Origin of the sequence: Granulicella paludicola, from assembly GCF_025685545.1 — a bacterium.
Taxonomy (GTDB): Bacteria; Acidobacteriota; Terriglobia; order Terriglobales; family Acidobacteriaceae; genus Granulicella; species Granulicella paludicola.
This window is the reverse complement of record NZ_JAGSYC010000023.1, coordinates 43,749-58,397: the sequence shown is the minus strand read 5'-3', so window position 1 is coordinate 58,397 and position 14,649 is coordinate 43,749. Positions and strand designations below refer to the sequence as shown.

16 protein-coding genes are annotated in these 14,649 nt (G+C 58.5%); 10 read left to right on the top strand and 6 right to left on the bottom strand.

Annotated features, from left to right (window positions below; translation table 11 throughout):
- Positions 1 to 56: 56 nt before the first annotated feature.
- Together OHL14_RS07630 and OHL14_RS07625 are read right to left on the bottom strand one after the other, a co-directional pair.
- Positions 57 to 344 (bottom strand): CsbD family protein, encoded by a 288-nt coding sequence (locus tag OHL14_RS07630; RefSeq protein WP_263378746.1) that lies wholly within the window; start codon positions 342 to 344, stop codon positions 57 to 59.
- Positions 345 to 475: 131 nt separating this feature from the next.
- Positions 476 to 625: a lmo0937 family membrane protein gene (locus tag OHL14_RS07625; RefSeq protein WP_263378745.1), complete on the bottom strand. Its 150-nt coding sequence runs from the start codon at positions 623 to 625 to the stop codon at positions 476 to 478.
- Between the two features lie 235 nt (positions 626 to 860).
- On the opposite strand from OHL14_RS07625, the gene OHL14_RS07620 reads away from it, so the two are divergent.
- Positions 861 to 1,730: a prephenate dehydratase gene (locus tag OHL14_RS07620; RefSeq protein ID WP_263378744.1), complete on the top strand. Its 870-nt coding sequence runs from the start codon at positions 861 to 863 to the stop codon at positions 1,728 to 1,730.
- 70 nt (positions 1,731 to 1,800) lie between these two features.
- Here the strand turns inward: OHL14_RS07620 and OHL14_RS07615 are convergent, their stop codons facing one another.
- Positions 1,801 to 2,961 carry a pyridoxal phosphate-dependent aminotransferase gene (locus OHL14_RS07615; RefSeq protein WP_263378743.1) on the bottom strand — a complete coding sequence of 387 codons (1,161 nt, stop codon included), beginning with the start codon at positions 2,959 to 2,961 and terminating at the stop codon, positions 1,801 to 1,803.
- A gap of 267 nt (positions 2,962 to 3,228) precedes the next feature.
- Here OHL14_RS07615 and gnd point away from each other — a divergent pair, with 267 nt between their 5' ends.
- Positions 3,229 to 4,692 (top strand): decarboxylating NADP(+)-dependent phosphogluconate dehydrogenase, encoded by a 1,464-nt coding sequence (gene gnd, locus OHL14_RS07610; RefSeq protein WP_263378742.1) that lies wholly within the window; start codon positions 3,229 to 3,231, stop codon positions 4,690 to 4,692.
- 81 nt (positions 4,693 to 4,773) lie between these two features.
- Here the strand turns inward: gnd and OHL14_RS07605 are convergent, their stop codons facing one another.
- The 3 genes from OHL14_RS07605 to OHL14_RS07595 all read right to left on the bottom strand — a co-directional run bounded on the left by OHL14_RS07605 (position 4,774) and on the right by OHL14_RS07595 (position 5,952).
- Positions 4,774 to 5,046: a hypothetical protein gene (locus OHL14_RS07605; RefSeq protein WP_263378741.1), complete on the bottom strand. Its 273-nt coding sequence runs from the start codon at positions 5,044 to 5,046 to the stop codon at positions 4,774 to 4,776.
- Positions 5,047 to 5,279: 233 nt separating this feature from the next.
- On the bottom strand, positions 5,280 to 5,561 hold the full coding sequence (locus OHL14_RS07600) for a hypothetical protein (RefSeq protein WP_263378740.1): 282 nt from the start codon (positions 5,559 to 5,561) through the stop codon (positions 5,280 to 5,282).
- Positions 5,562 to 5,787: 226 nt separating this feature from the next.
- Entirely contained in the window at positions 5,788 to 5,952 is a 165-nt protein-coding gene (locus tag OHL14_RS07595; protein ID WP_263378739.1) for a hypothetical protein, read from the bottom strand.
- A 169-nt stretch (positions 5,953 to 6,121) separates the two neighbouring features.
- On the opposite strand from OHL14_RS07595, the gene OHL14_RS07590 reads away from it, so the two are divergent.
- The 8 genes from OHL14_RS07590 (at position 6,122) to OHL14_RS07555 (ending at position 14,626) form a co-directional block, all read left to right on the top strand.
- The gene (locus OHL14_RS07590) at positions 6,122 to 6,508 is read left to right on the top strand and encodes a HesB/IscA family protein (RefSeq protein ID WP_263378738.1); all 387 of its coding nucleotides are present in this window, start codon (positions 6,122 to 6,124) and stop codon (positions 6,506 to 6,508) included.
- A 98-nt stretch (positions 6,509 to 6,606) separates the two neighbouring features.
- Positions 6,607 to 8,340 carry a 30S ribosomal protein S1 gene (locus tag OHL14_RS07585; RefSeq protein WP_263378737.1) on the top strand — a complete coding sequence of 578 codons (1,734 nt, stop codon included), beginning with the start codon at positions 6,607 to 6,609 and terminating at the stop codon, positions 8,338 to 8,340.
- Positions 8,341 to 8,432: 92 nt separating this feature from the next.
- Positions 8,433 to 9,629 carry a type II secretion system F family protein gene (locus OHL14_RS07580; RefSeq protein ID WP_263378736.1) on the top strand — a complete coding sequence of 399 codons (1,197 nt, stop codon included), beginning with the start codon at positions 8,433 to 8,435 and terminating at the stop codon, positions 9,627 to 9,629.
- 46 nt (positions 9,630 to 9,675) lie between these two features.
- A complete protein-coding gene (locus OHL14_RS07575) occupies positions 9,676 to 11,313 on the top strand; it encodes a GspE/PulE family protein (RefSeq protein ID WP_263378735.1) in 1,638 nt (545 codons plus the stop codon).
- 93 nt (positions 11,314 to 11,406) lie between these two features.
- A complete protein-coding gene (locus OHL14_RS07570; protein ID WP_263378734.1) occupies positions 11,407 to 12,399 on the top strand; it encodes a type IV pilus biogenesis protein PilM in 993 nt (330 codons plus the stop codon).
- Positions 12,400 to 13,263: a PilN domain-containing protein gene (locus OHL14_RS07565; RefSeq protein ID WP_263378733.1), complete on the top strand. Its 864-nt coding sequence runs from the start codon at positions 12,400 to 12,402 to the stop codon at positions 13,261 to 13,263. It begins immediately after the preceding gene.
- Positions 13,260 to 13,952, top strand: coding sequence for a hypothetical protein (locus tag OHL14_RS07560; protein WP_263378732.1), 693 nt, complete (start codon positions 13,260 to 13,262; stop codon positions 13,950 to 13,952). Before OHL14_RS07565 ends, OHL14_RS07560 begins: the two co-directional genes overlap by 4 nt.
- Positions 13,949 to 14,626 (top strand): hypothetical protein, encoded by a 678-nt coding sequence (locus OHL14_RS07555; protein ID WP_263378731.1) that lies wholly within the window; start codon positions 13,949 to 13,951, stop codon positions 14,624 to 14,626. Before OHL14_RS07560 ends, OHL14_RS07555 begins: the two co-directional genes overlap by 4 nt.
- The last annotated feature ends 23 nt before the right edge of the window (positions 14,627 to 14,649 follow it).

Here is a 14,649-nt window from a genome sequence, read left to right as displayed (position 1 = left end):
GGCCCGCTATTCAGCGGGCCCTTCAATCGATAGGTAATAACAAGTTAGATCTTCGACTAAACGTCCTTATTGTCGGGGCTCACGGCGTGCTGGATCTTTTCCTTTACGTTTTGTGCGGTCGAAACGAGCTTCTCTCGAATGTCGTGACGTTCAGGTTCGTGGCGGTCGTGGGATTCCTTCACCGCTTCCTTGATCGAGCCCCACGCCTGCTCAACGTGACCCTTGATCTGTTGGGCCGCGCCTTCGTTCGCCAGCTTTTCGTTGCCGGACACCTCGCCAACGGTCTGCTTCAACTTGCCCGTGCCTTCATCAATCTTGCCGTGTACGGTAGTGGTGGTCGTCATGGAGTATCTCCTTGGGTTGATATATGAAGAAATGTCTTTAGTCGGCATCGCCGAAAGAGAGAGTGCAAGTTTGGATCACAGCTAAAAGTGCAACCGCGCAAACCTAAGTTGAGCTAAAGCTTCAACTGCCGCTATAGAGCTCTGCGCCCGCTCAAAAGATTGAAGATGAGTGAGACGATGGCCAGCACGAGCAGGATATGAATCCACATGCCGAGAGCGGGGAAGCCGACGAGGCCTACGAGCCAGAGCAGTACAAGAATGACGGTGATTGTCCAGAGCATTGCGTTCGATCTCCCTTAAGTTAGCCAACCTGAGACTGCGTGATGCGTAAACCCTTATGAAACGAGGTGCATGCCGATGCATCTTTGCGTATCGTTACGTGTAGATGCAATCTTCAGCAGGTACTGCACGTTTACACACAGTATGGTAAGTTGCCGACCCGAGTGGGTTGGTTGTCCTGCTTACAAGATATGGTTGTAAGTCCAAAAGGCGACGTATAGAAAGGCCAGACGAAGGATGAATATTGCTGAGGGGCAGGCAACCTTGCACGCAAAATCACTGCGCATCGCAATCCAGGGAGAGCGTGGATCGAACAGCCATATGGCGGCTCTGGAGATGCTCGGAACGGTAGAGATCATTCCATGCAGTGTCTCTGCTGAAGTGGTGGAGGCCGTGGTCACCGGGCGCGTTGATGCAGCGGTTCTGCCGATTGAAAACAGCCTGCACGGCTCGGTGGCCGAGCACTACGATCTGCTTATGGAGCAACCCGTGCGTATCGACCGCGAGAGCCTGCTCCGAATCCGGCACAATGTGATTGCCGCGCCAGGAGTGACGTTGGATGAGCTGCGCAATGTTCTTAGTCATCCGGTAGCGCTCAGTCAGTGTCGCCGTTATCTGACTGAATTGGCCGCAACTCGCAAAGTAAGGTCAATCCCGTTCTACGACACTGCAGGCAGCGTGAAGCATGTGATGTCGGAGGGTCTGCGCGATACTGCAGGCGTCGCGCCTGAACTCGCTGCCGAAGAGTATGGAGCAAACGTACTTGTCCGCGGCATCGAAGATCACGCTCAGAACTTCACACGCTTTCATCTGCTGCGCCGGGCAAGCGACCCGCGCGAGGCCGGGCTGCCTCAGCCGGACAAGATGAGCGTCTCCTTTGCGGTGGAGCATCGCCCTGGAACGCTGGTAGCCGCGTTGCAGGCGCTGGCGCAGGCCGGCGTCGATCTCACTCAGATTGAGTCGCGGCCAGTGCCGGGCAAGCCGTGGGAGTACGTGTTCTATGTCGATCTCAGGATCGCGGACAATGCGATGGCTGACACTGCCATCGCTGCTTTGCGGCCCCACTGCGGCATGGTGAAAGAGCTGGGACGTTATAAAGCAGCCTGAGCATCTCGGCGGTCCAAACGAAAGCGGCACCCTCTATAGAAGGTGCCGCTTTCGCTTGCCTCAGATTTAGCTAGGCGGGCTTTGACATCACATCCGCGAAGGCAGTCTGGAACGCTGCCATCTCGGCAGGCGTTCCTACGCTGACGCGCACATAGTTCGGCCACACCGGCCAGCTCCGACCGATGAAGACGTTTCGGTCTGCCATCGCCTTGATGACCTCTTTGCCGGGCCGGCCTACGTCGATCATGAAGCAGTTCGAAACCGATGGGATGAACTTATAGCCTTTGGCTGTGAGCCAGGCGAAGGTCTGATTGCGGGTATCGGCGATGATCTTGCGGCGCGTCGGGACAAGGTCCTTGTCCTTCAGGCTGGCGATAGCGGCTGCAATGCCGGTGATCGGCAGAGGGTTGTCGCCGCCGTATTGCTTCAGCTTTTCGAGCAGATCAGGGCGGCCGATTGCCGCGCCACAGCGGATACCAGCCATGCCGTAGACCTTGGAAAAGGTGCGCAGCACAATGACGTCTTGGTGCGCCTTCACGAGGTCGATGCAGCTCGGAGCCTCGGAGAGGTGAATATAGGCCTCGTCGACGATGATGATGGAACCCTTCGGCTTGTTCTGTACCGCCCACAGAATGTCTTCCTTCGGGGTAAGAGTGCCGGTCGGATTGTTTGGGTTACAGATATAGAGCAGACCCGCGTTGGGACTGGCGGCGACCATTGCCTTAACGTCATGCGCGTAGGTGCTTGTCAAAGGGACCAGCTTGATGGCGTGTCCGGCGGCCTTGGCACCCCAGTAACCGGCCTCATAGCTGGGATCGGCTGCGACAAAGGGCTTATCCGCGCTTGTGAAGGCGGCGGCGGAGAACTGAAGCGGGTCGCTGGAGCCGCCATAGATCGTCAGGTAGTTTTCGGGCAGACCGAGCTGCTTGGAGAAGACGGAGTAAAGCTCTGGGATGGAGTTGGAGGCGTCATATCGACCTCCGGTGGCGGCTGCGGCGCGGATGGCATTGAGCGCGGCTTCGCAGGGGCCGAGGGGATTCTCGTTGGCATTGATCATTACGGCTTTGGCGGGATCCAGCGCTGTGGCGGGAGAGACGTCGGCCATGGCGGCCCAGGCCAGACGGCTTTCGGTGAGCACCGGCAGGGAGGCGGCGAGCCCGGCTAAGCGAAGGAAGGAGCGGCGCGAGGTGGAACCGGTTGGAGGGCTACAGAGAGTGGATGCGTTCGGCATGGCTTGGTGGCTCCTGTGCTGGCGTGATTGAGGATACTGGGATTCTCGCATAGGCGGGACGCGCTGCGGCGATTTGTTGACGCGATGTCTTTACAGTCGCCGGTCTATGCAGGTAGGGTGTTGGCGCTTGAGGCAGAGCACCTTCCTGCGTGGTGAAAGCGCAGAGAGGCCGGGCAGTCTTCAGAATTCTGTCGCGAGACAAAACGCAACCACTTCAAATTCAAAGCCCGCCTGCGACTCACGCAGCTGTGGGCAGGAGACGAGAGCATGGCGGAAGCTACATGTGACATCGGTTTGATCGGCCTCGCAGTGATGGGCCAGAACCTTGTGCTGAATATGAACGATCACGGCTTCAAGGTGTGCGTCTTCAACCGCACGACGAGCAAGGTGGATGAGTTTCTCGCCGATGAGGCGAAGGGGACGCAGATCGAGGGGGCGCACTCGCTCGAAGAACTGTGCTCGAAGTTGAAGACGCCGCGCCGCGTGATGATCATGGTCAAGGCTGGAGACGTCGTCGATAAGACGATCGAAAGCCTGCTGCCATACCTCGAAAAGGGAGACATCGTCATCGACGGTGGCAACTCGTTGTTTACGGATTCCAACCGCCGCACGAAGGAGCTCGCCGAAAAGGGCCTGCATTACATCGGCACTGGAGTTTCGGGCGGCGAAGAGGGCGCGCGGTTCGGTCCGTCGATCATGCCCGGAGGAGATCCTGCGGCATGGCCAGCGGTGAAGCCAATTTTTCAGGCGATTGCGGCCAAGGTCGAGGACGGCACTCCCTGCTGCGATTGGGTTGGCGAAGGCGGCGCAGGCCACTACGTGAAGATGGTGCACAACGGTATCGAATATGGCGATATGCAGCTGATCGGCGAGGCCTACCAGCTGCTAAAGGACGGGCTCGGTCTGACGGCCGATGAGTTTGAGGCCGTGTTTGCTGAGTGGAATAAGGGTGAACTCGACAGCTACCTGATCGAGATCTCGACGACGATCTTTGGCAAGAAGGATGACGACGGTCAGCCGATCATCGACAAGATCCTCGATACCGCGGGACAGAAGGGCACCGGCAAATGGACTGCGATCGACGCGCTGGACAATGGCATGCCCGTAACGCTAATCGGTGAAAGCGTCTTCGCTCGCTGCCTGAGCGCGCTGAAAGACGAGCGCGTCGTGGCGAGTAAGGTATTGCACGGACCCAAGCAGGAGAAGATCCCGGCAGAGCACAAAGCCGAGTTCATTGAAGAAGTGCGCCGCGCGCTGTACTGCTCGAAGATGGTGAGCTATGCGCAGGGCTACATGCTGCTTCGCTCGGCCGAGAAGGTGCAGGGCTGGACGCTGAACATGGGCGGCGTCGCGTTGATGTGGCGCGGCGGCTGCATCATCCGTTCGGCGTTCCTGGGCGACATAAAAAAGGCCTTCGACAAGGATGAGAAGCTGACGAACCTCTTGCTCGACGACTTTTTCTCCGGCGCGCTGAACAAGTATCAGGCGAGCTGGCGCAAGGCGTTGATCCATGCGATTGAGCTCGGCGTGCCGACTCCGGCGTTCTCTACGGCGCTGGCGTTCTACGATGGCTATCGCACAGAGCGTCTGCCTGCAAATCTGCTTCAGGCGCAACGTGACTTCTTCGGAGCCCACACCTATGAACGCCTCGACAAACCACGCGGTGAGTTCTTCCACACCAACTGGACTGGGCGCGGTGGCAGGGTCTCGTCGACGACATATAACGCATAGCCGACCAAAGGCTCACAACGCCCGTCTCTCAGGAGACGGGCGTTGTGCATTGAGCAGAAAGGGAAAAGCAGGCAAACGTTCTTACTTTGGCAGGATGCTGGAAACCCACATACCCGCGACAGCCAGGGTAAGCAGAACAGTGACGCCACCCAGACTCTTGCACACTGGGGCAAGCGAGTTGAGTCGGCGGACAATTTCATCGTTCTCCTGATGGGTGGAGGAGACTGTCCCGACGTCGTTTAGAAAGAGTTGGTCTGTTTCGTGGTTAGCGAGGCTCGCGCGGTACACCATGACGATGATGAAGGCGACAGCGACGATGCCCCAGATAGTTGCAACGACGGTAAATGCATTCATGAGAAGCCCCCAGAGATCTAAAAATCTGCAAGAGGTCCCGGATACCGAGCGGGTCCGCGTTTGGCGCGGGCTCGGGGTAGGCTGGGCCAGTTGCGAAGAACTATACGCCGGGAGAATGCTGCGAGGGAAGATTTATTTGACAGCTCGCATAGGGTCAACGTCTATGCGCGTTCAGACAAAGCGATGCCCGCCCAAGAGGTGTGAGCGGGCCGAATTTGAATGAAACGAAGGTTCTAAGCGCCGCGGACGGCAAGCAGTTGCGAGAGCCAGATGCCGGCGATCGCGATCGAGAGCAGAGCCGCCGCTCCCCCGGTGCCTTTGCAGAGGGGCAAAAGAACGTCGAGCTGGTGAACGACGCGGTCGTTTTCCTGGTGGGTTGCCGAAACAGTCTCTTCGTCGTTGAGGAAAAGCTGATCGGTTTCATGGTTTGCCAGATTGGCTCGGTACACCATCAGGCCGACGAAGACCGCAGCGGTAAGGCTCCAGAGGACGGTGAGTACGGAAAGAGCGTTCATACGAATCTCCCAAAGATACGAGGTTGCAGCCGAAACATCTTCAGAGACCCTTTCAGAAGGGGTGGCAAAGTTGATTCAGGCTAGCGGTACAAAAGTACTCTGAGAAATCGAAAAGCGATAGCAAATTCGGGAAAAACTGAAGTAATGTACTCGCGACTGTCCCACACGGCGGGAATGCCGGGCAGATTTCGGGAATCAAGCCATAAAAACGAAGAGATTCGGGAGTTTAGAGGATGCGGAGCAGCAGGAAGCCAACAGCAAGCAAACCCGCAAATACGAGGACCAGCAGGCCAAGAATGAACCAGGCCACCTGCCTGCGAGTCTTTTCGGTCGGTTGGGTGATGCCAAAGGTGTTGATAAAAGCAGACGCAAGAGCTTCCAATAGCCGCATTTTCTGATGGTACTCCGTTGAATTCCAACCGCTTGCCGAATCGCTGAGGAACCGGTTGGCATCGAATGAAGAATCCCGCTTGCTGAGACCTTCGGTGAGGACTAGACTATTGAATATGCGACCTGCTCAGTCCGCAAGACTGAGGTGCAGGACGAAGGAGATTGAGACCATGGCTACTGCCGCAACGACCCCGAATGTTGAAGTTGTCAACGCGCCCGCAACCTCGACGGCACCCGTTGTTCTGACACCGGCTGCTGTTACAAAGGTGAAGGAAATTATGGCGACGCAGGAGCCGATTCCGGCCGGTCTGCGCATCGGTGTCGTGGGTGGTGGCTGTTCGGGCTTCCAGTACTCCATGAGCTTCGAGAACGCTGCGGGCATGATGGACAAGGTTGTCCGCGTGGGTGACCTGAAGGTGTTCGTCGACGCGACCAGCGCGATGTACCTGAACGGCTGCACGGTGGATTATGTGGAAACGCTCGAGGCTGCCGGCTTCAAGTTCGAGAATCCCCAGGTGAAGTCGACCTGCGGCTGCGGATCGAGCTTCAGCGTATAGATCTTTCCCGCTTTGAGCTTGCAAAAGGCCTCGCCTCGGCGAGGCCTTTCTGCATCTGCGGGAAAGAAGCGTGTTCGTGACAAAATAGAAGGGACATCATGCCTGAAGAGACCTTCGAACCCACCTCGCCCATCGTTGAAGAAGCTGCCACAGCTGCCACGGAATCCGCAACCAGCGCCACCGGGACCTCGCCCGAGGAGATCGAGTCGTTCGGGGATGCCTTTGCCGAGTTCGAACGCTCCAATAAGCGCAAGGCCGAAGATGGCAAGCAGATCGACGCCACAGTCGTGACTATCGACGCAGAGAATGTCGTGCTCGACATCGGCTTCAAGACTGAGGGAATCCTCGCACGCTCAACCTTCCCGAACAACGCGGAGGACGTAAAGGTTGGCGATCGCATGCTGGTCTCGGTCCGTGGCCGCAGCGAAGGCTACTACGAACTGTCGCGGATTCGTGTGGCGCAGCCGACCGACTGGACCTCACTTCAGCAGGCGTTTGCTGAGAAGACGCCTGTCTCCGGTGTGGTAACTGGCGTTGTGAAGGGTGGTATCACCGTTGACGTCGGAGTGCGCGCCTTCATGCCCGCTTCTCGTACGGGCACGCGCGATGCCGCAGAGATGGAGAAGCTCGTCGGCCAGACGATCACCTGCAACATCATCAAGCTCGATACCGAAGAGCAGGACGTCGTTGTCGACCGCCGCTCGATTGTAGAGGCTGAGGCCAAGGAGCACGAGGCGGCACGGTTTGCGACTCTGCGCGAAGGCGATATCGTCAGCGGTACGGTGCGCAGCCTCGCCACCTACGGCGCGTTCGTCGACCTCGGCGGCATGGACGGTCTGCTGCACGTGAGCGACATCTCCTGGACCCGTATCAACGCGCCTGAGGATGTGCTCGAGGTTGGCCAGCAACTGACGCTGAAGATTTTGAAGGTGGACGCAGACGCGAAGCGAGTCTCGCTCGGCCTGAAGCAGCTCGAAGCTGAACCGTGGGATGGCGCGGCAGATCGCTACATCGTCGGCCAGCGTGTCACTGGCACCGTCACCCGCCTGATGGACTTCGGCGCCTTCGTCGAGCTGGAGCCGGGCGTTGAGGGCATGATCCATGTCTCCGAGATGTCCTGGGTCAAGAAGGTTCGCAAGCCTGAAGACATCCTGAAGGTGGGCGAGCAGGTCGAGGTCGCCGTGCTGAAGGTGGATGTGGCAGAGAAGCGCATCTCGCTGGGCTTGAAGCAGACGCTGGGCGATCCGTGGAGCGATGTCGCACTGAAGTTCCCGGTCGGCTCGCAAATTGAAGGCCCCGTCACGCAGCTGATGAAGTTTGGCGCATTCGTGCAGGTAGCTGAGGGCATCGAAGGCCTCGTTCACATCAGCGAGATGGTCGCCGACAAGCGTGTCAATCATCCGTCGGACGAGGTCCGCATTGGCCAGGTCGTTAAAGCTCAGGTTTTGGCTATCGACAGCGAGAAGCGCCAGATCAAGCTGAGCATGAAGCAGCTGTTGCCCACGGGTCTGGGTGAGTACCTCGAAGAGCACAAGGTCGGCGATGCCGTTTCGGGTCGTGTGGTGGATGTTCGCGGCGATGTCGCATTCGTTGAGCTGGGTGAGGGAATTGTCGCGACCTGCAAGATCGTCGCGGCTGCACCTGCAGAAGCAAAACCTGCCACCGGAGGGCTCGATCTGTCGGCCCTAACCTCGATGCTGAACAACAAGTGGAAGACCGGAGCTGCTGCCCCAGGCAGTGCGCCGGAGCCGCTATCTGCCGGACAGATTCGCAGCTTCAAGATCAAAACACTCGATCTGGAAGCCAAGAAGATCGAGATTGAACTAGCTTAGGGCGGAGTGAAAGCGCTTTTCATCTTTACTCGTCTAACGGTCAGGTACAACCAGTAGAGTGCTATACCCGACCATTGGCGAGACAAGCTGTCATGACTGAATACACCGTAAAACTCGCCGACGAACGGGGACGCATCCAGGAGCAGATTCACGCCGCTGCGACAGCGGAAGAGCTGCATTCTCGTTTCACTCAGTCCGGGTATCTCGTTTATTCAGTCAAGGCGCGATCGGCGATTGGTGGCTCCAGCAAGAAAAAGATCAAGCTCGATGTCTTCCTGGTCTTCAACCAGCAGTTTCTTACGCTGATCAAGGCAGGTCTGCCGATCCTCGGGTCGCTGGACCTGCTGGCAAGGCGCCAGAAAGACCTTGGTTTCCGCGCGCAGTTGGAAGATGTGACCGTGCGTGTAAAGACAGGTCAATCGCTCTCCGAGGCCTTTGAAGCGCAGGGCACGATGCCTGTCGTTTACACCACGACCCTGCTGGCGGGCGAGCGCTCCGGCAATCTGGAAGAGGTGTTGCAGCGTTTCCTCGACTTCCAGCGCGTCTCGCTCACCTTTCGCAAGAAGCTGAAAGCCAGTCTCATCTATCCCGCGTTCCTGATCGTGATGGTGATCGGCCTCTTCATTTTCCTGATTACCTTCGTCGTCCCGCGCTTTGCCGACCTCTATAACCAGCTCGGCACCAAGCTGCCGACACTTACGGTGTGGCTGCTGCAACTCGGTCAGGACATGCAGCACTACGGCCTTTTCGTAGCTCCGGTGATCGCTGGTTTGATCTGGCTGTTGATGCGCTGGACGAAGACCGAAGCTGGCAACAGCTTTGTGGACCGCGTCCGAATCGCCACCCCTGTACTCGGTGGTGTGTGGCTCAAGTACCAGGTTGGGCTCTTCTCGCGAACCCTGGCGACGCTGCTGACCGGCGGTCTTCCTCTAGTGCCGAGTCTGGAGACGGCGGCCAAGTCCATCGAATCGAAGCAAATCGCGAAGGCCGTATATAACTCGGTTGAGACCGTGCGCGAAGGCAAGGGTCTTTCGGTCAGCCTGGACGAAACCAAGGTCTTCCCCGAGCTTGCCATTGAAATGATCGAAGTCGGCGAGAGCACCGGCGCGCTGCCGCAGATGCTAAATTCTGTCGCCGAGTTCTTCGAAGAAGACGTGCAGGCGTCTCTAGCGGCGATCATGAGCCTGATTGAGCCGTTGATCCTGATCGGCATGGGCCTGGTGGTGGTCGTCGTATTGATTGCACTGTATCTGCCGATCTTCAGCTTGAACGGCGTGGGTGGTAGCTAGACCGCGGACGTAGCGGATTTCAGATCGACTTCTGCAGAGGATGACTATGGCAAGTACAGTTCCGATGATTGTTCCGTACAGCGGCGATCCGCTCAACGAGACCGAGCGCGCGCAGATGCTGGCCCGCCGCTATCACGCAGAGTTCGTCGACCTCAAAAACTTCAAGATCCAGCACGAGCTCTTCAAGAGCGTGCCGGTGGACATGATGTTCCGCTATAACTTTGTGCCACTCGAACAAAGCGAAGGCAAGCTCGCCATCGCCGTTGCCGACCCCTCGAAGCTCATGGTGATCGACGAGATCGCTGGTCTGCTGGGTGCGCGCATTGTTACGCGCGTGGCCACGCTCAGCCAGATCACCGACCTGTTGAAGAAAAACGAGCAGTCGCAGCGCGTGCTCGATGAAGCCAGCGAAGGCCTCGCCTTTGACGTGCTCACGAACGAGGACAATCCTGACGAGACCCTCTCCATCCAGAAGCTGACTGCCGACGACGATATCTCGCCGATCATCCGCCTGGTGGATACCACGATTTTCACCGCACTCGAACGCCGCGCCTCGGATATTCACCTCGAAACCTTCGACGACTCGCTACTTGTGAAGTACCGTATCGACGGTGTGCTGCAGCAAGCGATGGCTCCTATCGCGCGTGAGCACCACCAGACAATCCTGTCGCGCATCAAGGTTATGAGCGAACTTGATATTGCTGAGCGTCGCGTACCGCAGGACGGTCGTTTCCGTGTGCGCTACAAAGGCCGTCTGATCGATTTCCGTGTCTCGATCATGCCGACCGTGCATGGCGAAAACGCTGTACTCCGCGTGCTCGATAAAGAATCTATGTCGGAGAAGTTCACCAAGCTCTCACTCGACGTGGTGGGCTTCGCCGCGAAGGACCTCGTGCGCTTCCGTCGCTACATCAAAGAGCCGTACGGCATGGTGCTCGTCACGGGACCGACGGGCTCAGGCAAGACAACGACGCTCTATGCCGCGCTGAACGAGATCAAGAGTGAAGAAGATAAGATCATCACCATCGAGGATCCGGTCGAGTACCAGATTCGCGGGATTACCCAGATTCCGGTGAACGAGAAGAAGGGCCTCACCTTTGCGCGTGGACTGCGCTCGATTCTGCGTCACGACCCCGATAAGATCCTCGTCGGCGAAATCCGTGACGCAGAAACGGCCCAGATTGCCATCAACTCCGCTCTCACGGGCCATCTCGTGTTCACCACCGTCCACGCCAACAACGTAGTCGACGTGCTCGGTCGCTTCTTGAACATGGGCGTCGAACCCTATAACTTCGTCTCCGCGCTTAATTGCATCCTTGCCCAGCGTCTCGTCCGCCAGGTGTGCGAGTTCTGCGTGCGCGATGTCTTCTACTCAGACGCAGAACTGGTCGAAAACGGATTGATCCCTTCCGAGTGGCAGGGCGTCGCCTTCAAAGAAGGCACAGGCTGCATCGAGTGCGGCGGCACCGGCTATCGCGGTCGTTCCGCAATCCACGAGTTGCTGGAACTGGACGACGAGATTCGCGAGATGCTCTTGGAGAAGCGTCCTGGCTCGGAAATCCGGAAAAAAGCCAAGGAAAAAGGTATGGCCTTCCTGCGCGATTCGGCGCTGGAGCGCGTACGCGATGGCATTACGACCTTGAAAGAGATCAACAAGGTCACGTTTATCGAGACAGGAAGATAAGCGGCGGCGTGCCCTAAACGACACGGGATCTGAAACGTCCAAGCACAAGGGCTGCCCTCATTTCCTTGCACAAGGTACTCTAGATAGAGCTTCATGAACCTACTTCCCACAGCCTCAGGAAACCGGCCGCGCGTGGCCTGCGAGATTACGCCGCAAGGTGTCGTCGCGGCGCGCTCCGCAGACGCTTCGTCACCCCTGGCGGCGGTGGCGCGCGTCGACCTCGCTGAGGGGGCGGTGGTTCCAAGCCTGCGTCCGGGCAATGTCGTGGACCGTGTGGCCGTAGCGGCAGCGGTGCGGCGTGCGCTCGAAAGCATCGACGCGAAGCCGAACTCGCGCAATGCGGACATCACGCTCGTCATTCCAGATCCGGCGGTGCGTGTGTTGCTGCTGGACTTCGATTCACTGACCACGAAGCAGGCTGAGGCACTCCCTCTCGTGCGCTTCCGGTTGAAGAAGTTGTTGCCTTTCGATGCCGATGAGGCCATGGTGAGCTACCAGATCATGAGCTCCAGCCGCGGCCTTGTCCGCGTGCTGGCCGTGGCAATTCCACGCGATGTGTTGAGCGAGTATGAAACAGCCGTGCGCGAGGCAGGCTTCGAGCCGGGATCGGTAATCCCCAGTACACTTGCCGCTCTCGCCGCGCTGGATGGCGAGGAGACCTCTCTGCTGGTGAATGCAAATAAGACAGGCGTGACCGCGGCAATTGTGCAGAGCGGTATCCTGCTGCTGCATCGCAGCGTGGACCTGCAGCACCACGAAGGTGAGATCCTCGAAGGCATTGAGGAGGTCTCTGCCGAAGAGGCAGCAAGAGATCTGCAGAAGGTGTCTTTGGGAACTGAGATTGCGCAGTCTGTGAGCGTGGCCGCTGCTTATTTCGAAGATACCCTGGCAAAGTCGCCCGCGCTCGTGCTGAGCGCCGGCCCGCTCGGTGCAGAGCGTCTGGGAAGGATGTTGCGCGAAGCTGGCGTCGGGCCAGAGGACGGACTTACGGTGCGTGAACTCGTCGATACCTCAGCCCTGCTGGCAGATGCGACCGCTGTATCGCGAGCGTGGCTGTCGAGTGTGACGGGGGCGCTGCGAGCTTAGATGAAGATTCAAGTCAATCTTGCGACACGCCCTTTTGTTGAGATGCGGCCCTACATCCTGCGGCTGCGCTGGATCATGGGGGGCCTTGCGATCGCCTCGGTGGCATTGATTGTGACCTCGCATGTGTTGCAAAAACAGTTTGACGACGCTCAGGCAAAGATGAACGCGATCCAATCGCGGACAAACGCCGCTGTCAGCGAAAAGCAGGCTAACGAGCGCCGAATGCGCCAGCCTGCCAACGCTGCTGTACTCGACCGCGCACACTTCCTTAACACGACCTTCCTGCGTAAGAGCTTCTCCTGGACGGCGGTCATGATGGATCTTGAGACGGTGCTGCCTAGTGGCGTGCAGGTCACCTCGATTGAACCCTCCGTCACAGCCGATGGAGATGTCATCATCCGTCTGCGCGTGGCCGGCGATCGTGATCGCGCCGTGCAGCTGGTGCGTAACCTTGAGCACTCGAAGCGCTTCCTGCAGCCTCGCTTGAACAGCGAAGCCGTGCAAGCCAAGGATCAGTCGCAGGCCAGCGCGGCGATGGCCGCAGGCAACGTCGAGTTCGAAATTCTAGCCAACTACAACCCCTTGCCGGAGGGTGAATCCTTTCCAAGAATCAAGGCGGCTGCTGAACTCGCAGATTCGCCGAAGTTGCTGACCCAGCCTAAGCCGGTGCAGCATACAAATGCTGCGCCCGCAGGTCGGCCGGGTGTAATCCTGCAGCAGATGCCGCCCATGCAGCCTCACCCTCCTGTCCAGCCGCATAAGCCAAGTCCGCAAACCCCGACCGGGCAAAGTCCTGCAGCCAGTTTGCAGATGCCCGCGTTCTACTTGATGCAAAGCGAGTTCCAGAGCGGAGGTGTGGCGTGAGCACGATTGTGACGACACCTTCTCCGGATAGCAATAACTCGTTGCTGCGACGCGTGCCGCAGATGACCGAGCGCGCCAAAGCACTGGTAACAGAGCTGAACCTTCATTTCGCCGGTGTGGCGGCGCTCGCCATCCTGACGCTCTATCTCGGCGCGCAGCTACTGTTTGTGTGGCAGGGATTGAACTCCCGTAACGACGCCGCGATGGACCAGGCTCGCGCGCAGATGAAAGCCGCGGAGATAGCAGCAAAGCCACTGCGTGGCCTCGACGGCAAACTTGCTGCCTCCACGGCTGACGCCGACAGGTTCTACCAGGACCGCCTGCCCTTCGCTTACTCACAGGTTTTGACAGAGCTCGGCCTCTTGACGAAGAAGTCGGGCGTGCGTCTGATGCACGTGCAGTATGCGCAGAGCCCGGTGCTCAAAGACAACTACGCGCTGACCGAGCTGCGGCTTGACGCAAACGTAACCGGCGACTATCGCCCGATCGTGCAGTTCATCAACGCAGTGGAACGCGACAAGCTCTTCTTTGTTATCCGCGGTATCAATCTCTCGGGCCAGCAGACAGGGCAGGTCAACCTGAGGCTGACGATGACCACCTACCTCCGCACGCAGACTGTGCGGGAGAGCATGTCGGACACCGCCTCCGGGCCCGCCACGGATGGCGACGCGAAGGGAGGTGCCCGATGAGCAGTCCTCAGCAGCAGGAAGAGCGCAAGAAGCTGATCGCGTACGTTGCCTTCGGTCTGGTGTTCCTCGGCGTCGGCATCTACGAGTACGAGACGAACTTTGCCGATAATTCACCGGCTCCACAAACGACGGTGCAGCGTCCGATCGACCCGGCGGAGGCAAACAAGCCTGTCGTGGCGACAAGAAGCCAGACGGGAACTCCCAACAGCGGTCCGGGCGTGGCCGCTGGCGTCGCTGCTACGAAAATGGCGAGCACCTCAAGCAGTCTCGACCCTACGCTCGACGAGCGCGCCATGCTGCGCACCGAAAGCCTCGTCTACGCCGGTAATGGTCGCAATATCTTCTCGCAGGCAGCCTATGTGCCGGTCGCTGAGCAGCCCAAAAACCTGCCAAATCCGCGCAACACCGCTCCGGCAGGACCTCCTCTGCCACCCCCACCTCCGCCAACCTGCCCGCCAACCTGCGCTCCAATCAACCTGAAGTACTTTGGCACGGTTGTGCAGTCTAACGGACAGCGACAGGCGTTCCTTCTGCATGACGACGACGTATACATGGCGTCGGAAGGTGATATAGTCGCTCGACGATATAAAATTGTCAGCATCACAGCGAGCGGCGTCAAGGTCGAAGACCTCTCGAACACGAACACCCAGACGCTCCCGCTTCAGACGAACTAAGAGCAAGGAACAGGGAGTAGAAG